The sequence below is a fragment of the Dendronalium sp. ChiSLP03b genome (genome assembly GCF_034531165.2).
In the GTDB taxonomy this organism is placed as follows: domain Bacteria; phylum Cyanobacteriota; class Cyanobacteriia; order Cyanobacteriales; family Nostocaceae; genus Dendronalium; species Dendronalium minutum.
In genome coordinates this window covers 12,801-35,038 of record NZ_JAVRBR020000063.1, presented here as the reverse complement: position 1 = coordinate 35,038, position 22,238 = coordinate 12,801, and the positions used below count along the sequence as shown (strand labels likewise).

General features: G+C 41.4%; 14 protein-coding genes. 5 read left to right on the top strand and 9 right to left on the bottom strand.

Annotation, left to right across the window (positions count from 1 at the left end):
- The first annotated feature begins 4 nt into the window (after positions 1-4).
- From sufC to RMY31_RS16245, 4 genes are all read left to right on the top strand, one after another.
- A complete protein-coding gene (sufC, locus tag RMY31_RS16260; protein WP_322664247.1) occupies positions 5-787 on the top strand; it encodes a Fe-S cluster assembly ATPase SufC in 783 nt (260 codons plus the stop codon).
- Positions 787-2,142 carry a Fe-S cluster assembly protein SufD gene (sufD, locus tag RMY31_RS16255; protein ID WP_322664245.1) on the top strand — a complete coding sequence of 452 codons (1,356 nt, stop codon included), beginning with the start codon at positions 787-789 and terminating at the stop codon, positions 2,140-2,142. The genes sufC and sufD overlap by 1 nt, the downstream gene beginning before the upstream one ends.
- 66 nt (positions 2,143-2,208) lie before the next feature.
- Complete coding sequence (locus tag RMY31_RS16250; protein WP_322664243.1) at positions 2,209-3,471, top strand: cysteine desulfurase; 1,263 nt, start codon at positions 2,209-2,211, stop codon at positions 3,469-3,471.
- Between the two features lie 211 nt (positions 3,472-3,682).
- Entirely contained in the window at positions 3,683-4,066 is a 384-nt protein-coding gene (locus RMY31_RS16245; RefSeq protein ID WP_322664241.1) for a hypothetical protein, read from the top strand.
- Positions 4,067-4,210: 144 nt separating this feature from the next.
- Here RMY31_RS16245 and RMY31_RS16240 read toward each other — a convergent pair whose 3' ends face one another.
- The 9 genes from RMY31_RS16240 to RMY31_RS16200 form a co-directional block, all read right to left on the bottom strand.
- Entirely contained in the window at positions 4,211-4,621 is a 411-nt protein-coding gene (locus RMY31_RS16240) for a phosphomannose isomerase type II C-terminal cupin domain (protein ID WP_322664239.1), read from the bottom strand.
- A gap of 123 nt (positions 4,622-4,744) precedes the next feature.
- A complete protein-coding gene (locus RMY31_RS16235; protein WP_322664237.1) occupies positions 4,745-6,085 on the bottom strand; it encodes a sorbosone dehydrogenase family protein in 1,341 nt (446 codons plus the stop codon).
- 93 nt (positions 6,086-6,178) lie between these two features.
- Entirely contained in the window at positions 6,179-8,485 is a 2,307-nt protein-coding gene (locus RMY31_RS16230; protein ID WP_322664271.1) for an NACHT domain-containing NTPase, read from the bottom strand.
- A gap of 393 nt (positions 8,486-8,878) precedes the next feature.
- The gene (locus RMY31_RS16225; RefSeq protein WP_322664235.1) at positions 8,879-9,973 is read right to left on the bottom strand and encodes a response regulator; all 1,095 of its coding nucleotides are present in this window, start codon (positions 9,971-9,973) and stop codon (positions 8,879-8,881) included.
- A gap of 183 nt (positions 9,974-10,156) precedes the next feature.
- Complete coding sequence (locus RMY31_RS16220; protein WP_322664233.1) at positions 10,157-11,380, bottom strand: EAL domain-containing response regulator; 1,224 nt, start codon at positions 11,378-11,380, stop codon at positions 10,157-10,159.
- Positions 11,381-11,393: 13 nt separating this feature from the next.
- On the bottom strand, positions 11,394-15,377 hold the full coding sequence (locus RMY31_RS16215; RefSeq protein WP_322664231.1) for a PAS domain S-box protein: 3,984 nt from the start codon (positions 15,375-15,377) through the stop codon (positions 11,394-11,396).
- 191 nt (positions 15,378-15,568) lie between these two features.
- Positions 15,569-18,259: a family 10 glycosylhydrolase gene (locus RMY31_RS16210; RefSeq protein ID WP_322664229.1), complete on the bottom strand. Its 2,691-nt coding sequence runs from the start codon at positions 18,257-18,259 to the stop codon at positions 15,569-15,571.
- 178 nt (positions 18,260-18,437) lie between these two features.
- Positions 18,438-19,769, bottom strand: a complete 1,332-nt coding sequence (locus tag RMY31_RS16205; protein WP_322664227.1) for a TIGR03279 family radical SAM protein — start codon at positions 19,767-19,769, stop codon at positions 18,438-18,440.
- A gap of 76 nt (positions 19,770-19,845) precedes the next feature.
- Entirely contained in the window at positions 19,846-20,805 is a 960-nt protein-coding gene (locus RMY31_RS16200) for an undecaprenyl-diphosphate phosphatase (protein WP_322664269.1), read from the bottom strand.
- A 295-nt stretch (positions 20,806-21,100) separates the two neighbouring features.
- On the opposite strand from RMY31_RS16200, the gene RMY31_RS16195 reads away from it, so the two are divergent.
- Positions 21,101-21,880, top strand: a complete 780-nt coding sequence (locus RMY31_RS16195; RefSeq protein ID WP_322664225.1) for a DUF3120 domain-containing protein — start codon at positions 21,101-21,103, stop codon at positions 21,878-21,880.
- Positions 21,881-22,238 lie beyond the last annotated feature (358 nt).

Genomic DNA, 22,238 nt, shown 5'->3' with positions numbered 1-22,238 from the left:
GAACATGATTAGAGAAAATAGTGAAGTTGTGCTGTCAGTCAGAGATTTGACGGCTACAGTTAATGGAACACCGATTCTCAAGGGTCTAAATCTTGAGGTACGCTTGGGTGAAATTCATGCAATTATGGGGCCGAATGGTTCCGGGAAAAGTACTTTCTCCAAGGTGCTGGCTGGGCATCCAGCTTATGAGGTGACTGGTGGTGAGGTGATTTTCCAAGGGCAAAATCTGCTGGAATTAGATCCGGAAGAACGGGCAAGAAGTGGGATATTTCTGGCTTTTCAGTATCCTTTAGAAATTCCCGGTGTCAGCAATTTAGATTTTTTGCGGGTGGCATACAATTCCCGTCGCAAGGCACAAGGTTTAGAAGAATTAGATGCTTTTGATTTTGACGATTTGATTGAGGAAAAGTTGGAAGTGGTAAAGATGAATCCTGCTTTCCTCAGTCGGAGTTTGAATGAAGGTTTTTCTGGTGGCGAGAAAAAGCGGAATGAAATTCTACAAATGGCGCTGCTGGAACCGAAGTTAGCAATTCTGGATGAAACAGATTCCGGTTTGGATATTGACGCGCTCAAGATTGTGGCAAATGGGGTAAATCAACTGACAAGTCCGGAAAATGCCACGATTATGATTACCCACTACCAGCGGTTACTCAACTATATTGTGCCCGATTTTGTGCATGTGATGGCAAACGGGCGAATTATCACTAGTGGTGGTAAGGAACTGGCGCTAGAGTTGGAATCTCGCGGTTATGACTGGGTGCTGGAAGCTGCTGAGGTGGGCGTGTAATGACAATTCAAGTTTCTCCTAGTTCAATTCCTAACTCGGATACAGTCATGACATCTGCTTTGTTGGATAGAGATGCTTATCTGACTGAGTTGTTAAATCAGCTAACTGTGCCTGAAACAGAGGGTTGGTTGCAGGAACTACGCCAACGTGCTGCTAATTGGGTGCGTCACTCAACTATCCCGACTACTCGTGAGGAAGAATGGCGATTTACTGATTTGTCAGCTTTGCGGCAGGTACAATTTCAGGTGGAGACGCAGTTAAAACAGGCGGATATTTCGCCGATACCGGAAGCTGTTAATAGCCGTTTGGTGTTTGTAAATGGCGTTTATGCACCGGAGTTATCAGCCGTTGCAGATTTGCCGTCTGGGGTGGTAGTAAGTAATTTAGCTAAGTTGTCTGTAGGTGAACAGGAACGTGTTAGGCAGTATTTAGCTCAGGCTGAGGGTGCGCAGGAAGTATTTACGGCTCTTAATACGGTTGGGTTAACTGATGTAGCAGTGGTATTGGTGGCGAAGAATGTTGTAGTTGAGACACCAATTCATCTACTGTTTATTTCGATGGTTGGGGAAGTAGCAACAATTTCGCAGCCGCGTTGTTTGGTGGTAGCGGAAGGTGGTTCGCAAGTGAGCTTGATTGAAGAGTATACGAACGGTGCAGCGAAAGAGGCGGTTTACCTTACCAATGCAGTTACGGAAATTTGGGTTGGTGAGAATGCCCAGGTGAGTCATACTAGGGTTGAGCGGGAAGGTGGAGAGGCTTTTCATATCGGCAAAACTGCGATCGCTCAAGCTCGTGATAGTCGATATACCTGTAATGCCATAACTTTCGGTGGGAAGCTGTCACGGCACAATTTAGAGATTTTGCAAACTGGCGAACAAACAGAAACTATCCTCAATGGTTTGACGATAATTGCTGGTAAGCAGGTGGCGGATACTCACAGTGCCCTGGCGTTAAATTATCCTCATGGTACGAGTAAGCAATTGCATAAGTGTATCGTAGGCGATCGCGCTCATGCTGTATTCAATGGCAAAGTTTTCGTTCCTAAACCAGCACAGTTGACAGATGCAGCGCAGTTGAATCGGAATTTGCTGCTATCATCGAAAGCTAGAGTTGACACTAAACCCCAATTGGAAATTACTGCTGATAATGTGAAGTGCGCCCACGGTGCTACTGTCAGCCAATTAGAAGATGATGAAATATTCTATCTGCAAAGCCGGGGAATTGATGAAAATGATGCTCGTAAGTTGTTAATTAACGCTTTTGCTGCCGAAATCATCACCCAAATCCCAGTACCCTCCCTGCAAGAAAATCTGTTCAATACAGTCACTAGTCTGAAGTCCCCAACTACTGACTAATGACTACTGACCATTGTACAGACGCGATTAATCGCGTCTCTACTACTGATAACTGACTAACTACCAATGACTTTCACCACTACCAAAACCCTTGCCGATAAAGTTCGCGCTGACTTCCCGATATTACGTCAGGAAGTCAACGACAAAACTTTGGTTTATCTCGATAATGCCGCTACGTCGCAAAAACCTTTGTTCGTATTAAATACCTTGCGGGATTATTATGAGCAATATAATTCCAATGTCCATCGCGGCGCTCATACTCTCAGTGCTAAAGCTACCGATGCTTATGAAGCAGCGCGAGACAAAGTTGCCAAATTCATCAATGCTGCATCGCGCCAGGAAATTGTTTATACTCGCAATGCAAGTGAGGCAATTAACCTAGTAGCCTATAGCTGGGGAATGAACAATTTGCAGCCAGGAGATGAAATTATTCTGTCGGTGATGGAACACCACAGTAATATTGTGCCCTGGCAGTTTGTGTCCCAAAAAACGGGTGCAGTACTGAAATTTGTGGAACTGACACCTGAAGAAACTTTTGATTTGGAACAGTTTAAACAACTGATTTCTGACAAAACAAAATTGGTATCAGTAGTGCATATTTCTAATGCCTTAGGTTGTATTAACCCAGTGCAAGAAATTGCTAGTATTGCTCACAGATACGGTGCGAAATTCTTAGTTGATGCTTGTCAAAGTGTTCCCCATTTCCCTGTTGATGTACAACATATAGATTGTGATTGGTTGGTCGCTTCCGGGCATAAAATGTGCGCCCCGACTGGGATAGGATTTTTGTATGGTAAGTTGGATTTGCTAGAATCAATGCCGCCATTTTTCGGTGGTGGTGAGATGATTGCTGAGGTGTATTTAGACCATTCTACTTATGCAGAATTACCCCATAAATTTGAAGCGGGTACACCTGCAATTGGAGAAGCGATCGCTCTTGGTGCAGCAGTAGATTATCTTACTAGCATAGGTATGGATAAAATCCACGCCTATGAAGCAGAATTAACAGCTTACTTGTTCCAACAATTAGAGCAAATTCCCCAAATTCGGATTTATGGGCCTAAACCCAATACTCAAGGAGAAGGTAGAGCTGCTTTAGCTACATTCACAGCCGCAGAAGTCCACCCTAACGACTTATCTACATTATTAGATCAAGAAGGCGTTGCTATTCGTTCTGGACACCACTGCACTCAACCATTACACCGCTACTTAGGTCTTCCTGGAACTGCACGGGCTAGTCTATCTTTCTACAACACCCGTGAGGAAATTGATGCTTTCATCAAAGCACTTAAGGAAACCCTTGACTTTTTTGCTGGGATTTTTAGTTAAAAGCAGACAATACTCGATATCACTTGTGCCAATTGTCAATGACAAGCACTACTGAAATAATTGGCACAATTTATTGTGACTGATAAATGTCATTATGCTTTATGCCCTTGTCTTTCAGAATACAACTGTATCTGGTAGTAGCTTGTTTTTGGTAAGTCCCACAATTGGCAGATAAGCGATACACTGGAGAAAATTTTTTGAGGAAGCATTAATGGCACGACCAAATGGGGTAAAAACTGAAACAACTGCACAGGAATTGCCTCCGGTTTCAGAGATTGAAAATACTTTAAAAACAGAAGATTCGCCTGAACTAGTGGAGAATGTCCAGGATATTGACGACATCTTGAACTCACTCAAAACATTACTGAGTACTGTAGAAAAACTCCAAAAAGTCCGGCAAGAAGTAGGCGACATCAAACCTCTGATTGGGCGAATGCTCGATGGCGAACTAGCTACTGGTGAAGAACTTGACCAACTCAAAACAGGTGTAAGTAGTCTTGCTCGTCTTGTTCGTGCTTATAGTGACCATCAAGCAGCGCTGACTAAAGCACAACCTGCTAGAAAACTGCTAGATGAACTGCTTAAACAAGCTTAAATCTAGATGAGAAGTAAGGGACAGTAAGCAAACAATTATTATTCTTCCTCATCTCTCTCATCTTCCTCATCCCACAAAAAAGAGAATGCCGGGAAGCGGTGACATTTCCCTCACCGCGTCTTCTTCTTAAATACAATGTGAATCTTACTTACTTTCAGGTACAGGCTTGACCAAATTTAAGTCATAAGGGCGCTCAGTGTCATCCTCGCCTAAATACTCACCATTTTGAATTTCCAAAATAACGAGCGGAATATGTCCTGGATTTTCTACCTTATGCAGTGTTGCTGCGGGGACATAAGTTGACTCGTTGCGATTCACTAATATTTCTTCTTCTCCACAAGTCACTTTTGCAACACCAGAAACTACAACCCAGTGTTCATTGCGGTGATAGTGGATTTGTGGTTTTATGCTGTGCCTGGGCTTGATTTCAATACGGCTAATTCTATAAGTATCTCCCTCTTCTATCACTTCCACGTTACCCCAGTAACGTGTACCGGAATGGGAAGAAGTTTCACTTATATTATTGGATCGATCGTTATTTTCATTCTGAGTCATAACTAAATCTCTAAATTAGATAACTATTACTATCATTCAGTGTGCTGGTTAGGTGACTGGGTATTGGGGGTATTTTTTATTCTCTTTGTCTCCCTTGTCTCCCTAGTCCCTAGTCCCCAATCTCTAACCACCTGTATACTGAATCCGATAAATCCGATTATTGGCTTCCTCTGTTAATAATAGACTGCCATCGGGAAGGACGAGTAAACCAACTGGCCGTCCCCAAGTAGTTGGTACAGAGGGATTGAGCAAAAATCCAGTGAGAAAGTCTTCGTAGTAGCCTAGCGATCGCCCTTGAGCATTGAAGGGGACAAATACAATTTTATAACCAGTGCCGCGATCGCGGTTCCAAGAGCCACGAAAAGCTACAAAAGCACCATTGCGGTATTTTTCTGGAAACGTTCTACTGTCATAAAACTGTAAACCCAAGGCTGCTGAATGCGCTTGAAACAAGACATCCGGGGTGCGGGTACGGGCTACTAAGTCCGGACGTTTGCTTTTGTCATTCACCTTTTGACGTGGGTCAAGATTGCTTGGTGTCAGGTAAGCATAAGGCCAGCCGTAGAATTCACCTCGCTGGATGCGTGTGAGGTAGTCTGGAACTAAATCATCGCCAATTCCATCCCGCTCGTTGACAGTGGTGTAAAGTTCTTTGGTAACAGGATGGAAATCTAGACCAACTGGGTTACGCAAGCCGTAAGCAAAAGTCTGCTGCTGGGAACCATCCAAATTCATCACTTGTACCGAAGCCCGTGGCAATGGTTCTTCATCTGCATTAGTTCCCGAACCAACTGAGACATATAACTTGTTGCGATCGGGCGAGACTACGACGTTGCGCGTCCAATGGTTGTTATAACCTTGAGCAGGCAAATCGGCGATTTTTTCTCCCTTACCTGTAATCTTGTTTTGACCTTTGGTATAAGGAAAACGCAATACAGCATCTGTGTTACCCAGGAAGAAAGAATTACTTGCAAAAGCCATGCCAAAAGGTCTATTAAGTCCGTTTGCCCTACTAGCAAATATCTCTCGAATATCAGCTACGCCATCACCATTGCTGTCACGCAACAAACGAATCCGATTTTGCCTAGTTTCTGTCACCAGCACATCACCACTAGGAGTTAAAGCCAGCCAGCGCGGAGCATCTAAGTTTTCAGCAAAGACGTTAACTGTAAAACCTCGTGGTACGCGCAACACTGGATTTTGTGGAATTGCTGTGACTTCAGGTTGCTTCGAGGCACTTTCCGTAGCGAAGGGTGCTGGTAAATTTTTCAGGTTTATGCGGATGGGCTTGGGTAAAAGTTCTTCGGTCGGGATGACATTTTTCGGCTGTGTTTTATTCTGTGCTAGTTGAGCAGAAAATGTAGATGCTGGCAATGTAGGACTATCTAAGGAGGCGCGAGTCTGGTTACAGGCTGCTGTTGTAGTGAATAGCAATAGCAGCAAGAACCGCGCAGGGACTTTCATGGCAGTAGAAATTGTACACAATGCCTTTACTTTAGACTTGAAACTTAATATTTGTCGCCAGTCTAAAGTCCGATTTTTATTTATCAATTATCTCTAACCATAAATTAAAAATAAATTTTCCTTTATACAATCCCGCACATTAGGAGTGACATTGCTACCACTATTGAGGCAATCTAATACTAATTTGTTTGCATCCCAGTAATATTGGAGTTGTTCTAAATCTTGTTCATTAAACTCCCAGTCATGACCAATTTGGCGAGTACAGATTATCAGAGTCCGTAATTCTCCAGTCCAAGCTTTGCCATTAGCTTGCCACCATATTTTTAGTGCTTCTCTACCTTTACTTGGCAAGGGTAGCTGGTTTTTCAGTTCTTGTAGTGATTTTTGTAAAGACGGTTTATCTGTCAGCAGATGTCTTAGGTCGAGGGCTAAACTCAGAGCAGAGAAACGCTGGAAAAAAATATCAGCAGTTATTGCCAGACTTACAGTAAGTGCATGAATGAGAGCCAGATCCAATCCCAAATCAAGAGCAAGATTAAGAGCAAGTCTGCGATCCAAAGACATAGCCAAATCTTGGTTGCAGGCTAGAGGATGTTCTGGGGGAAGGGCAATGGTAAAGTAAAAAGCACGCACGCTAGCTACATGATAGAATGTGTCTACAATGGAAGATTTATGTCCTAGCCAGATAAGAAAATCATGCAATTTTGCATTGCTCGTTGCTAAATTATCAATTTTTTGTTTCATTAGCTGCAATAAAGTATCTGCTGGATTTAGCATTTCCACACTTAGTAAAAAGACATTACGCCAATGTTTTTTACCTAGACGATTCACAAATTCTTGCAAGTTTTGAGTATTGGGATTTGTAATAATTTCTCTAGCTGCAAAATACTCTTGAAAAATTAAATGAGAAAAAGAATAAATTCCTCGCGCTCTTTCAATTAGCAATCCATGTTGTGCGGCAATTGCTTTTAACACTGCCACACTTTCTAATTCCAAAGCATCTGCATCAGTTGCGGCATCGGTAAGATAACGTAGATAGTCAGCGATCAGTTGCCGCATTTTAGTTACAGGTAGAAAGTAATCTCCTTGGTTCAAGGAAACTGCTGCTATATGACTGAGTAATTTAATTTTATGTAGCAACGACAAGTCACGATAGACTCGATCTCGTTTGATGCTTCTGGTTTCATCCCAACGCACTAACAGCAAATCCAATGCTTGTTTATAAAGTTCACAGCGATTAGCTGGGAAATCTTGCATCGACTTAAAAACTAAGCAGATGAGATTTAGCAAAAGTGGTGTAGTAACTAACTCCAAGATTTGCAGATTTTCTACCAGTTCCAGCTTTTGGATAAACTTATGTGCCAATATTTGTGCTTCTGCTGGAGAATTTCTCGTAACCGCTAAAAACCATTTCTCTGCAAATTCCGCAATTTGTGATTTATTAAAATCAGCAATCTCTACTTCAGTAAAACCAGGAAAATTATAATAATAAGAAGCGATACGACAAGCAATAACTATCTTATTTTTATAATATTTATCACTGAATTTACGAATTATATTGATAATTTTTCCAGAATCTTCTTTGAGAACTTCGTCTAATCCGTCTAATAAAATCAGCGCTTTACCATGAGAAAACAATGTAGCCATTTCTTGTTCAGAAATGCCAAAATTTATAAAATACTCATGCAAGTAATTTAAGAAACTGATTTGATTACGCCCTTGAATATCTTCAGCAAAGTTTTTCAGAGTGATAAAAATTGGTAAATAGTCTGGTAGAATAATTCCCTGAATACAACTAATAGCAATTGATTGCAAAAATGTAGTTTTACCGGAACCAGGCTTTCCCAGCAACATTAGCTTAGAATATTTTATAACTAAGTCTAGTCCTGAAATCCGTTCCTGAGGTGATTGACTTAAGCCAAAGCGTTTAAATTCATTGGTGTCCAATCTGTGCAGATCGATAATTTCTAGCCATCTCTTACTGGTAAGTTCCTCGAAGATATTGACATCAACATATAACTCATTTAAGTTAATGGGTCGAGCAATATCTAAAAGGTGTAAAGTGCCACACTGAGCTTGAATTTTTTCGTGGTAAACAGACCGCAGCTTTTGTACTAAGGCATGAATATCGAGTGTAGTATCAGCAGGGGTATCTAAAGACGTATATTCATTAATATTTGGTTTTTGTATAATTTCTAAGGGGTCTAGCTCAAGGACAAAGCAAATATCGTTGAAGACATGGCGGTCAACAGGCTTACCAGTAAAGAACTTCCAAATAGGCTGGCGAGTTTCTAAACTTACTTCAGCAGCTAAGTATTCTTGCGTCCAACCTTTGCGTTTAAAAGCCTGTTTAGCCTTTCTAATGCCTTCTTCTGATGCTTGGAGCGATCGCTTTGCCATTGGCATACCACTATAAACTATGTACAAATTTGTCTATTTGAATACAACTTATACAAGTTATACGCTAACTTCAACGAAAAACCCAACACGATCGCAAACATCGAGTGTAGATAATAGTATTCGAGTCAGCCAAATCTACATACCCAACTAGCTTATGGCATTGTCAAGACCAGCTATTGCACCTTGAGCAATGCCCAAGCTTTTATTAGTGCTGAGGAGCCAGCCGCGTGGTGAGGCAGTCAGGTCTTGGGGGTTTCCCCAGGAGGAACTGCCGTTAGCGCAGCGTTAGCGACGCAGGAGCGTCACCCGTAAGGGTCAGTTGTCAGGAGGCAAAAATGAAGAATTATCTACCTTGTCTCCCTTGTCCCCGCGTCCCCCTCATCTTCCCCTACTTCACGTACTACACGGAAGTATTACTGTGACAATAGTTTTTTCTTGCGGCTTGCTTTGAATTTTAAGTTTACCACCGTGTAATTCAGCCAACCGTTTAGCGATGATTAATCCTAACCCTGAGCCTTGTTGCTCGTAAAGTTTACGCTCAAATTGCCGATATGCTCCCAACTCGGCAATCTGATCTGCACTCATACCTCGGCCGCGATCGATAAAGGATAAAACAAAAGTATTGTTAATAGATTTATTTATAATCTGAATCGGTGTTCCTACTGGGGAAAACTTTAAAGCATTATCAAGCAATTCTTCAGTAATTTTATAAATTTTTTTTTCAGATATAATAATATTACATGGATAGAAATCTACTTGCACGTCTGCTTCCCTGCCTAATTTTTTAGCTGTTTCTGCAATCAAATTAGCTAAAGCAAGTGGAGGAAAGGCAGTTTCCTGACTTTGTAGAATTTTAATTTGCTGTGGATCGGTTGCGATAATTTCGAGTTCTGCATACAGCAAAAAGTTTTGAATTAATCTAAATAAACGTTCGCCTGAATCATAAATATATTCTGCCATTTCACGGATAGCTTGTGAGTCTAGTAACTCAGCTTCTTCCATCAGAATTTGCGAAAAACCTAAAATACCATTTAAAGGTGTTCGCATTTCATGAGGAAAAGAGAAGGTAATGCTACTACGCAAATCCTCTAGATTTTTTTGGGTTTGCTGTTTAAGAGTAACTTGTTTTTCTAATCGACAAGAAATAGCAGCCAATAATTCTGCTCTTGTAAAAGGCTTGATTATATAGTCATCCGCTCCCAACTCCATCGCTTGGCGAAAGTCGGTTTTATCAGATTTAGCAGTTAGAAAAATTAAAGGAATTATTGCCGTTGTTGGATTTTGACGTAATGCCTTCAGTGTTTCATAACCATCTAGTTCTGGCATCATGATGTCACAAATAATCAAATCAGGAATTTCCTCTTGGGCTAACCGCACACCAAGACGACCATTTTCTACTCCAATAACTTTAAAATTTTCATTATCTAGCAAGTCTAAAATATTTTGCCGCATATTTATATCATCTTCAATAACTAAAATTTTATTCATATTATTTAAATATATTAATTTTTAGAAAATCGTATGATATAAAATAGTTTGTGTCAAAAAAATCATGGGTAACAATCAAATTAATTTTGCCTGAAAAATACATAATTAACATTACCAAATATCAAATATTTTCAAAAACTTATTTGTATGGCATAAAAACAAAAAAGTGCAAATAAATTTTATTTATACAGGTAGTTTAGGTAAGCGTTTATTGTTCCACAAAAAATTCTCAAATTCTGCTGCTGGTAATGGACGACTGAATAAAAAGCCTTGCATAGCATCACAGTTGTTGTGACGTAAAAAAGACAGTTCTGCTTCTGTTTCTACACCTTCAGCAACTACTTGCATATCTAAATTGTGCGCCATTTGAATTAATGCCTTTGTAATGGCAGATTTTTGGGAATCAGTGGCAACATTATGAATAAAATAACGATCTATCTTTAGAGTATTTACTGGTAAATTTTTAAGATAAATTAAAGAAGAATAACCAGTACCAAAATCGTCAATAGCAATGCTTACACCTAAAGATTGCAAGTCATTCATCGTCGCGATCGCACTATTCACATCTTGCATAATCATACTTTCAGTGAGTTCTATTTCAAGATAGTGTGGTTCTAGATTATTGACTCCTAAAAACTCAACTATTTTTTGGATAAAATCTGGTTGATTAAATTCCATTACAGATAAATTCACAGTCACCTTCAAGTAAGGTACTCCTGCATCATGCCAGGTTTTAATCTGTTGACACACACTTTGCACTACCCATCTATCAATAGGAACAATTAAACCTGTAGATTCTGCTAATGGAATAAATTCTGTTGGGGTTACTAGACCTAATTCAGGACTTTGCCAACGTAATAAACTCTCAGCTGCAATTATTTGTCCAGAACTAATATTGACTATAGGTTGATAATATACCTCGAATTCTTCTAGAAAATTTTGGTTTTTAACAACTCTATGCAAACTAATTTCTAATAACTGCTTTTTAGGAGATAAAATTTTATTTGCAGTTTGATTGGATAGATATTTTTTTAAAGTAGCTTGCCTTTCCAAGCGATTCATGATTGCACTTAATAATTCAGCCCGAGTGAATGGCTTGGTGAGATAGTCATCTGCACCCATATCCATACCTTGGCGGAAATCAGCTTTAGCAGATTTTGCTGTCAAAAAGATGAAAGGAATTGCTGCCGTTAATGGGTCTTGTCGTAATGCTGTTAACACCCCATAACCATCAATTTCCGGCATCATCATGTCACACAATATTAAATCGGGAACTTCGGTTATCGCCAAATTTATCCCAATTCTGCCATTAGCTGCGGCAATAGTTTCAAAATCTTCAGCTTCTAACAAATCTAAAAGATTTTCACGTACTGATTCTTCATCCTCAATGACTAATATCTTGATCATTATTTACCTCAATTTATATTTGATTATTTAATGGTAAAATCACAGTAAACAACGTACTAATACCCAGCGTACTTGTTACAAATATCTCACCTTTGTGAATATCCACACACCTTTTAACAATTGCCAGTCCTAATCCAGTCCCGAGGATATTACCGACATTATTGGCGCGATAAAATGATTCAAATAAGTGTGGGATATCTTCCGGTGGAATGCCAATTCCCCAATCTTGAATTTCAAATATGACTTGTCCATACTGACAAGTAAGAGTAAATTTGATAGTGCAGTTAATCGGGGAATATTTAATCGCATTTGAGAGTAAGTTACCCAAAATATGTTCTAGCAACTTATCATCCATGTAGCATGGCATGGATTCATATTGGCTGATAAAATCAGTGACTTGCTTATTGCTAAGATTAAGCTGGGTTTCTTCGATTAAATGACGGCAGTATGCGACTAAATCGAAGGATTTTGGTCTAAATTCTAGTTTTCCCGCTTCTACCTTGCCAACGATCAAAATATCATTTAAAATCTCAGTCATTCGCTTGACACCAGTTTGAATGCGATGCAGATGAGTGAGTTGTTTTTCTTCGCTCCATTTGTGGCGGTAGTGTTCTAGTAACTCAGAGGAAGAAAGGATGGTACTCAATGGTGTACGGAACTCGTGGGAAGTCATAGAGACAAAGCGAGATTTGAGTTTGCTGAGTTCTTTTTCTTTTTCTAGAGATAATCTTAATTCTTGTTCTAATTGCTTGCGGTCTGTGATGTCTGCCATGTAACCAACTAATTCTAGTGGATTCCCGGTGTCGTCCCGAACTAGCTTGCCTTGGTTGTATATCCAACGATATGTTCCGTCTTTGTGTAAGAAACGGTATTCCAGTTTGTACTGTCCTTGCTGGAATACTTTTACCAATGCAGCCGACACATGTGGCGCGTCTTCCGGATGAATATGACTAGCCCAAAAGCTGGAATCTTCTATCATTTCCTGTGCTTCATAGCCTAGTATGACGTTGACATTTTCGCTGACAAAAGTACCACCAAAATCTCCAAAAGTTTTGGCAGTGTAGATTACGGCTGGGCTGGAGGAAAGTAAATATTGCAGCCGCTGTTGGCTGACAAGTAGTGCTATTTCTGCCTGTCTGCGTTGAGTAATGTCAGTATGGATGCTTACTGTGCCAATCATTTTACCTGTAGTATCTTTAATCGCATCGGCGCTGAGGTAAATTTGTACCATGTGGCCATTGCGCGATCGCATCGTCACTTCACCACGCCATGACTTGCCACTCTGGACAGTAGTAAATATTTTTTCCTGCTCTCCAGGTTGCTGGAAAATCACTCCAGATCCCCCAGCAGCTTGCAATTCTTCCAAGGTATACTCGTAAAGTTCGATATACGCCGGGTTGACGTAAATGGTTGTACCTGTAATGTCGCCGATAGCAATGGCATCACTGGTGCTTTCTATGGCTTTGCGAAAGCGTAAAAGAGAGTCTTGGGCTAATTTGCGGTCTGTAATGTCCGTGGATATCCCACAAACTGCATAAGGGATACCATTAGCATCTTTTAAAGGAAAATTGATAGATAGGTAAGTGTGTAAACGATCTTCCTGAGTAACAACTTCTTCAGCTTCTACGGAAATACCTTCAGCAATTACTTGGCAGTTTTTAGCCGCAAACCCATCGGCAATATCATGAGACCAAATCTCATAAATGCTTTTGCTGACAATCTGGTCTTGAGTAATCTTGAATAGCCGCTCAAACTTATGATTGACCAGCAGGTATCTATTATGAGCATCTACTACATAAATTACTGCTGGAGAATTATCCAAAATTGCCTGTAACTGTTGTTGAGTATCCCGCAATGCTGCCTCTGCCCGCTTGCGAGCAGTGATATCCCGATCCATACCACGATATCCACGAAATTTACCCGCAACATCAAAGACTGGAACACCACTGGTTTCCAGAACAACTAAATGGTTATCTTTACAGATGTTAATCTTCTCCAAACATTTAAACGGTTCTTGTGCAGCAGTAATCTTTGCAAAAACTTTCCCAACACGTTCAGCTTCTTCAGGTGGCATCAAATCAAAGGGAGTTTTTCCTAAGACTGCTTGCGGTTCATAACCTAAGATGTCACGCACTTTGGGACTGACATAGGTATAGACGGTATTTTCATCAACTTCCCACACCCAATCACTGCTAGCTTCAACTAAGTTGCGGAAGCGTTCTTCGCTATGTCGCAGTGCTGCTTCTGTTTGTCTAAGTTCCCGCAGCACTGCTTGCTGTTGGCTAATGTCGGTGATAGTGCCAACGTAAGCTTTGACTTCTCCTACATCTGTTGTCTCTACCACAACTTGACCAAAAACCCAAGTGACACCACCATCGGGACGCTGGTATCGATATTCCAAACGGAACGGCCGTTTGCCAGCAACAGCTTGATTCCACTCTGATGCTACGCGCTCCAGATCTTCGGGATGAATAGCAGCTATCCAGCTACGTCCTATTCCGGCTGCTTTTGTCAATCCAGCAATTTCGCACCAGCGCTCGTTCACGTAGAAGCAATCTCCCATGGCATCCGTGCAAAAAATCCCCACGGGTGAGACTGATGCTATGGTTTGATATCGCTGTTCGCTTTCTCGCAGGGCAATTTCTGCGGATACGCGATCGTCAATATCTGTGTTTGTCCCAAACCAATTAACGATTTTTCCTTGGCGATCGCGTAACGGTAAAGCGCGCACCAAGTGCCAGCGATAAGTTTTGTCGATAGCTCTTAGACAGCGATATTCAATTTCCAAAGGTTCGCCCGTTGCTAAAGAGTTTTGCCAAGAGACTATACAGTTTGGCAAATCTTCTGGATGGACCCATTTTTGCCATCCCCAATCGAGGATCTCTTCTTGAGTGCAAGCAAAGTAGTCAAGAGTGGGTTGGTTAACGTACTCGGTGTTGCCGTTGGCTTGAGCAATCCATGCTTGTTGTGGGATGGATTCAGCTAAGAAACAAAAGCGTTCTTCACTTTTCTCTAAAGCATCCTGTGCTTGCTTGTACTCAGTAATATCTTCAAAAGTACCTAGAATACCTACAACATTGCCTTCGCCATCATGAAGTGGGACTTTATTAGTTTCCAACCAAATTTGTTTGCCATCTGCTTTTAATAGAGGCTCAATTATGTAATATTCGGGCGTATTCGTCTGCATTACCCGAGCATCACATTCGCGGTATAAATCCGCATCCTCTTTCTTGCAAGGCAAATCATAATCTGTCTTGCCCACAATATCTTCTGGACTGTCAAAACCAACCATTTTGGCAAAGTTGCGATTACAACCTAAGAATACGGAATTTCTATCTTTCCAGAAAATACACTGAGGGATAGTATCCATAATTAACTGCAAGACTTGCTGGGATTGCTGTAATTGCTCCTCTATGATTTGGCGATCGCTAATCTCGGATAACAATTGCCGCTTGATTGCTTCTAAGGCGATCGTTCGTTGGGTAACTCGCCTTTCTAGCTCTTGATTCACCTGTTGCATAGAGGTTTTTACATGCCTAAACTCGCTGATATTTATATCGTTCTGAGAGCATTCACCTGTTATTACTTCTATAGGTTGTTCCAATACTCGACAAATACTTTCAGGTGTAACTATCCCGATCGGTTGACCTTGCTCATCTATGATTGGCAATAAATCCAACTGATGCTGGCGTAGCAGTGCTAATACTGTTGTCATATTGTTAAAATCTGATAGCTTCAGTGCGATCGCTGAAGACTGCATGACTTCAGAAATTTTAGTTGTTTTGAAGTCTACCCCTGAAGCTAAAAGCCGCACCACATCTTGCGCTGTAAACCATCCTATTAACTGCGAAACGGAAATTACTAAGACATTGACATCCCACTTGGCCATCAGTGATATCACATCAGATACTGATGTTTCCGGCTCAACTGTCAGTGGCGAACAGTCAATAATTGACTTAAGGCATCGTAGCCAGAGAAGCTGAGGTAGAGCTTGCATAGATGATTATGATAGCTATCATCAGATAATAGTTATCTCAAAGCAGGTTATTTAAATAGGGTTTAAAATTTTTATGCCAAATAAATAATAATATCTTAATTATAAATACTGTTAGTTTTGTATTAAGAAATACAAAGTTTCAGATAATTGATGACTGATAACTAATGACCTTATCAGTCATCAGTTATCAATTATCCTTCAGGATGCAACTGCACCCGCCGCTCACCATAACGCAATAGCCTTTCTATAGTTGCAAGTCGATTTTCCCAAACTTTGACTTGATAGGGATTATCTATAGCCTGTTGGCGCGTCCATACACGAAATTGAGATTTGAACCGAGTCATCGTGGCTCTTGCTGCCAGCAAATTACTGGCAGAAGGTGAGGTGGCAAGCTGATTTAAAGCACTTTGTACCACTTGCGCTTGGTTATTCAAATCTGAAATCCTTGATTGGTCGTTTTGCAAAACCAACTTCCATTCACGTTGCAAGGCAGTATAACGGACGGCAGCGGTTTTAAAAGGCTGTCGCTGAGGAATAGGTTCAGTTGCAGGTTCAACTTTGCCTTGGGTGCTACTAAAGATTTGTTGTAGCTCGTTGTTTAAATTCTCAGCAGCAAAAAGTGCATAACCAGTAACTGGCAAGTCTCTTACGAGTTGGAGTTGATCGAATGCTCCAATTGTTGGCAAGGAAAGTAAACGAATTCCTGGTACCAACAAGGTAGAACCCAATTGGTTAGAGGCTATCCAGGGCTGTGCTAGTCGTTGAAAGCGAGAAGTATCTTGGGCATAGGTCATGGGAACGATTAAATCTATATCTCCTCGTCTTGCCCAAACTTCCCAATGCTGTTGAAGTTTTTGAATTCGTTCTAGTTCTGGTAAAGGAAAAACGGCAACCGACAAAATCAAATTTGCTCGCTTTTGTCGTAACTGTTGTGACACCTGGGCAACAAAGCTATCAACTTGCTGGGTACGAAATTCTGTCCACTTTTGCCATAAGTCGCTTTGGTTGGGAGAAATATTTATGGGATCTATGCCATTCAATTGCTGAAACTGCGCTCTTGCAGCTTTCCCATAGCCGTAAATTCGACCTGCAAATGGGTCTTGAAAAGGATAGCGAATGTAGTCTAACTGTAAACCATCCACATCATAGCGAGTGACAATTTCCTCATACAGCTTGAGTAAGTATTGCCGCAATTCAGGATTAGCTGGATCGAAGAATGGCTTGGTCTGACCAACAGGAATTGTGTTGCCTAAGTTATCGTAGTTGGCCCAATCAGGATGGGCAGCAAGTACTGGGCCTGGGTAATTAGGATTGGCATTAATAATTTCATTGTGACGCTGGTTCCCAGCTGCAAACACCCAAACCCAAGCATGTAACTCTATCCCTCGCTCGTGAGCTAGTTTTACTCCTGCTGCTAGGGGGTCCCACCCACGAATTAACGGGTTTTTCTGTGGTGCGACTTTGCTGGGATAAATAGGGTAACTAGCGTTAACAGTTTCAAAAAAAACAGTATTAATTCCTGACTCTGCCAGCCGATCGAAAACCTGGGCTAATCCTTTTTCGCTACCAGCACGAACAATTGTCCCTCGATCTAACCACACTGCTCGGATTTCTGCCTGAGCTAACCTGCGATCGAGAGGAAATTGCTTCCACAAATTTGCTTTTGTCGCCAGCCACTGCTGACGAGCTAAAGCATAGTTTTTTTGCGCGATCAACTGAGGTAAGTTTTTGGCAACTATTCTTGCTTGTGCCAAAGCTTGGTCTTTGCTAGAAATTACTGCCCCAGGTCTGGTTGAGGCTACTTGAGTGGATTCTCCCTTAACAGACTGGAGATTGGCAACATTAGCAGCATCAACTGATGCTGCTAAATGAGCGCTTTCCACGCGACCAATCAGATTTTCTAGCTCTTGCTGGAGAGCGATCGCTTCGTTTGCATCAATTGGTGCATTAGAGTTGGGTGCAACATCTAAACGCACTGTTTGTTCCAATTGGTCTATGGCCTCTGGGGAAGTCGGTGATGTAACTCTAGGAAGTGGTCTAGGTTTAGGAGCAGTAACGATTGTGGGAGCAGGGAAAGATGAGGCGGATGAGGTAGATGAAGGGGATGAGGGAGATAAGGCGGATGAGGTAGAGCAGTTTGGGGAAGCTCCTTCTACTTTATTTTTGCGGTTTGCTCGCGATGTCAGATGACGAGTAAGAGCAGCTTTTAACCAGGCACTATCTAATGCTGTTGAAGCTACATCTGTTCCCCAGCGCCAGCCTAACAAAGTGGAACGCTCTGTAGTGACTACTGCGGCAGGATTATCTTTAGAGTTCCACACAGCAGCAGTTTGACTAGTAACATCATTAGGAATCACAACACCGCCATGTACTTTGTCAAAAAGTCCGTTTTGGTTTGTCCATTCCTGCATTTTGTCTTTTGAGGGTTTTATCTGTTGCGTGTCATTAAGGCTAAATCCCCAATAACTTCCTAAGAGCGCTCGCAATAACTGGCGTACTCCTGGTGTTGAAAGACTACCTACAGGCCCGCTGGCAATTAGGGTTCCACCCTTACTCATCCATTCCTCAAGAGCGATCGCTTGTGCTGGTGTTAATGTCTCTACATTTGGCATAAACAAGACTCGGCGATCGCCCCAATCGGCTGCGCTCCTCACATCAGCTAGGTCAACTACGCAATAATTTACCCCAGTGGCTTGCAGGCGCTTTGTGATTCCTGTCCATTGCTGCGTATTTTCTTGGCTCTGTACTACGCTCAATACAGGTTCTTCTGCTGCTGCCGTTGCTGGTAAAATACTAAAAAAATTTAAAAGTAAAAATTTAAAAGTAAAAATGAAGAATCCAGTTTTTTTGATTTTTTTATTGTATTTATTCTGATTCTTCACTACTCACTCCTCAGTTGATTATTTAGGCATTACTTATTATTTATCATTCAGCATAACAAGAAATTGCCTCCGAAAAACAACTGAAGTTTTATTAAAATAAAATTCAGCAGGTTTTGTATTACTGTTTCTAATTTTTAATTTTTATTTATTCTGTCTGAAATCAATTTAACAATTTGCGTCAAAAGTCAGCAATACAGGAGTTAATTAATTCTTCAACTCCTGCTATTGGTAAAATATTTGTATTCAACCGACGACCTACTTCATCAATACTCATATCATCTAAAAATACCAATTCCCCATGTTTGAACATGACTTTTGGCAGCAAAATTCCATCACCTAAATCTTGCTCGTCTAAATTTAAAAGTAAATCATGACCAGTTAATAATCCTGTGACGCTAATCTTTTGTCCCCAATAATCACTAGATAAAGCACGCATATTGACTTCTAAACCATCAACTGCATTCAAGCTTTTCAAGATGGGTTGAAATGCTTTTTCGACTGCGTTACCCACTACCCAAGTTAATTTCCGTTTAGGATAGATTTTTGGTGGGAGTAATTTTGTAGCAGACTCTGCAAATTGTTTAAGAAACAAGCGAATGGAACCAACACCGTTATCAATTTGGGGATATTCTTCATATTCAGCTTCGCTTGGTAATTCCTCACCTGCAATCAAAAACCACTCATCGGCTAACCAGGCAAAGCCAGAACCGAATTGTTGACGAAATTGCTGTGAGAGCGATCGCACCCGATAAATCACTTCCTGAGCTTTTTCTGGGGTTACTGGTGTGAGTTCGTCTTTGTCTGGACGAAATCGCGTTAAACCCACAGGTACCACAGCCACTGATGCCACCGCAGGTAATTCCCCAGTGTAAAAGGACGCTAAATCTCGTAAGGTTTGTTCCAGATGTTTGCCGTCGTTTATACCAGGACAAACGACTACTTGAGCATGAATTTGCAGCCGTCTTTCTTGAAACCACTTGATTTGCTCTAATATTTGTCCGGCACGCGGATTTTTCAGCAATCTAATTCTGACTTCGGGTTCTGTAGCATGAACGGAGACGAACAAGGGAGACAGGCGCATTTGTTCAATCCGCTGCCATTCCCTTTCTGGTAAATTGGTGAGGGTCAGGTAAGAGCCATATAAAAAGCTCAGACGATAATCATCGTCTTTCAAATACAAGCTAGAACGCTTACCCGGTGGTTGTTGGTCGATAAAACAAAACGGACAGCGATTATTGCACTGAATTAAACCATCAAATAGAGCAGTTTCAAACTCTAGCCCTAAGTCTTCGTCATAGTCTTTTTCAATTTCAATCTGATGGCTTTTACCAGCAGCATCTAAAACTTCTAGTTCTAGAACTTCATCAGCACATAAAAATTGATAATCAATTAAATCGCGGGGACGCGTTCCATTGATCGCAACGATCGCATCTCCAGCTTCAAAGCCAATCTCTGCGGCTATCGAGTCTGGAAGAACCTTGGTAATTTTGGCAGGACGAATGGTAGACATAGTTACAGAGTTATGAGTTGTGAGTTAGGAGTTATGATAAGTTTTTTAACTCCTGATTTCTCACTCCTAACTTCTATTAAATATTTTTCAACAGTCCCGATCCTATCGCACCCAAGATTGCTACACCAAATGCCAGCCGATACCAAATAAATACCCAATTACTGTGGGTTTTGAGGAAGCGTAATAAGCCAGCGATCGCTATATATGAAAAGATGGCAGCAGAAATCACCCCAGCAATCAGGGGAATCATTCCTGCATTGCCTAACCCTGTTTGTAAAATATCTTTTAATTCAACTAACCCTGCTAGGGTAATGGCTGGAATCCCCAGTAAAAATGAAAATCTCGCCGCTGTTTCCCGTTGTAATCCGATAAATAGTCCCCCTGTCAGGGTAGAACCCGAACGAGAAACGCCAGGGATTAATGCCAAAGCTTGCACTAAACCCATAAATAACCCATCGTTCATCGTCAGGTGTTCAAAGTCCCGTTCGCGTTTACCCAGTTTTTCTGCTAATCCCAATAACAGCGACATGACTATAGAGGCAACGGCGATCGCTGCTAGGCTTCTGATGGGTGAATTATCAAAGTCTGGGATAAACTTTTTAATCAAAAGTCCAAAAAAGACGATAGGCAGTGTTCCTAAGATAATTCCCAGGAATAGGCGAAAGTCGTAATCAGTATAATCTTTACGAGCGATCGCTTTTGTTGTTCCTTTGAGCAGTCGCGTTAGATCCCCCCAAAAGTACCACAGCACAGCGGCGATACTACCAAGCTGAATGATAGCGGTAAAAGCTACCCCCGGATCGCCCCAACCCAACGCTACAGGCACGACTTTTAAATGTGCTGTGCTACTGATTGGCAGGAATTCAGTCATTCCTTGTACAAAACCTAAAATAATTGCTTGCAAGATATTCATTTGTTGCACCCCACTTTCTCCTAGAGTTGGTGGGGTACTCAGAACTTTCATAGGAGCCGCCACTGAAAAAGTGGCAGATGCTGCACTTAAAAGTATGAACCATTGACGTTTTGATAAAGCCATCAGTTTACCTGCGATCGCAGTTATTACAACCAATTACACAAACATCTGCCTAGGGAATTTACCAGGAAAACAGTTGAAGAACACACCAAGTTTTCATTATTCTCTGAGGATTAGGGACAGGAGTTAGTTGTCAGTTGTAAATACTCTTTGCTGCTCCTTTGCTCCCTCATGTCTCCAGTCCCTAACGGTGAGTACAACTTTGGCAAAATTTTATTACAATCAAAATGCCCCCCTAGGGCATTTTTGAATGTGATATCTTAAATAAGATAAAGTTTAGTAACAAATATTAAAAACTTTGATTAATAATACATTGTCCTCCTACAACGCTACTACCGCCTCTATTGATACTGAGATACATTCACCCGACACTAGGCAGAAGAGTATCAGAAAATTGGATTCTATACTCTTCTCATCTCCATCTCTTCCCTTTTCCATAGCTTCCCGACAAAGTTGGTTAGTGTTTGCGGCGGCGGTATTTTTGGTATCAGTGCCAGTCTTTGTAGAAGCGCCATTAGTGCGATCGCTACCCGGTGTAAGTTTGGCGATGACAGGATTTTGGGTATGGCTGAGTTTGTTCTTAATGTCACGTCCTGCAACTTTTTTGTGGGGGGATTTACTCTTAGGCTTTAGCTGGAGTTGGTTGGCAGGAGCGATTTACTGGGGGTGGTTACGTTGGGAACCTTTATGGCATTTACCAGTAGAATCCATAGGGCTACCATTCGCTTGTTGGTGTCTGGTGCGAAATTGGGGCAAGATTGGTAACTGGTTTTATTTAGGTTCTTTACTCGGTACAGTCTTGACGGATGTGTATTTTTACTTAGTAGACTTAATGCCCTATTGGCGGCAAATTATGCAGGTAGAACCCGCTGAAGCATCATCGGTTTTACAAAATGCTCTGACACAAGTACAAACGCCTTGGGGACAATCTTGGGCAGTGATTTTAGCCTTAGTGCTGTTGACAGCCGGGATTTTACCTTTAATTCAAGGACAACGTCACTGGTATGCATTTGGTGGCGCAGTTTTAAGTACTATTTTGGTAGATAGTCTATTTTTATTAGCTGCTAGCGTTGCTTGAGTAGATGAGAGAGCAGGGGAGAGTGTTAACAACTGACGACTGACAACCGCCTCCCAAGAGCCTGTAACAATAATTTTTGGTAAAAGTAGAGTCAAACCAAGTAGCAGCAAATATTGTGGATATTAATAAGCTGTATATTAGTTTCTGATGACTGCTGTGTGTTGATTAAGCTATTAGCTAGTCAATAGTCAAAAGGAGCCAGTTGCGTGCGGTGAGCAGTCCGTTGGGCGGCTAGCCTTCTCCTAGCGGAGACGCTACGCGATAGCGCAGCGAAGCGCGAGTCTTTGAGCGTCACGAGCGTCAGGGAGGTTCCCTCCGCCCTTGCAAACTGGCGTTCAATAGTCAAAGCTATGGACTA

Bases quoted from the DNA above. Each gene is read 5' to 3' on its own strand.
- RMY31_RS16200 (WP_322664269.1), bottom strand. From the start codon at position 20,805: ATGGCTTTATCAAAACGTCAATGGTTCATACTTTTAAGTGCAGCATCT.
- RMY31_RS16225 (WP_322664235.1), bottom strand. From the start codon at position 9,973: ATGAATAAAATTTTAGTTATTGAAGATGATATAAATATGCGGCAAAAT.
- RMY31_RS16235 (WP_322664237.1), bottom strand. From the start codon at position 6,085: ATGAAAGTCCCTGCGCGGTTCTTGCTGCTATTGCTATTCACTACAACA.
- sufD (WP_322664245.1), top strand. From the start codon at position 787: ATGACAATTCAAGTTTCTCCTAGTTCAATTCCTAACTCGGATACAGTC.
- sufC (WP_322664247.1), top strand. From the start codon at position 5: ATGATTAGAGAAAATAGTGAAGTTGTGCTGTCAGTCAGAGATTTGACG.
- RMY31_RS16205 (WP_322664227.1), bottom strand. From the start codon at position 19,769: ATGTCTACCATTCGTCCTGCCAAAATTACCAAGGTTCTTCCAGACTCG.
- RMY31_RS16230 (WP_322664271.1), bottom strand. From the start codon at position 8,485: ATGGCAAAGCGATCGCTCCAAGCATCAGAAGAAGGCATTAGAAAGGCT.
- RMY31_RS16220 (WP_322664233.1), bottom strand. From the start codon at position 11,380: ATGATCAAGATATTAGTCATTGAGGATGAAGAATCAGTACGTGAAAAT.
- RMY31_RS16250 (WP_322664243.1), top strand. From the start codon at position 2,209: ATGACTTTCACCACTACCAAAACCCTTGCCGATAAAGTTCGCGCTGAC.
- RMY31_RS16245 (WP_322664241.1), top strand. From the start codon at position 3,683: ATGGCACGACCAAATGGGGTAAAAACTGAAACAACTGCACAGGAATTG.
- RMY31_RS16215 (WP_322664231.1), bottom strand. From the start codon at position 15,377: ATGCAAGCTCTACCTCAGCTTCTCTGGCTACGATGCCTTAAGTCAATT.
- RMY31_RS16240 (WP_322664239.1), bottom strand. From the start codon at position 4,621: ATGACTCAGAATGAAAATAACGATCGATCCAATAATATAAGTGAAACT.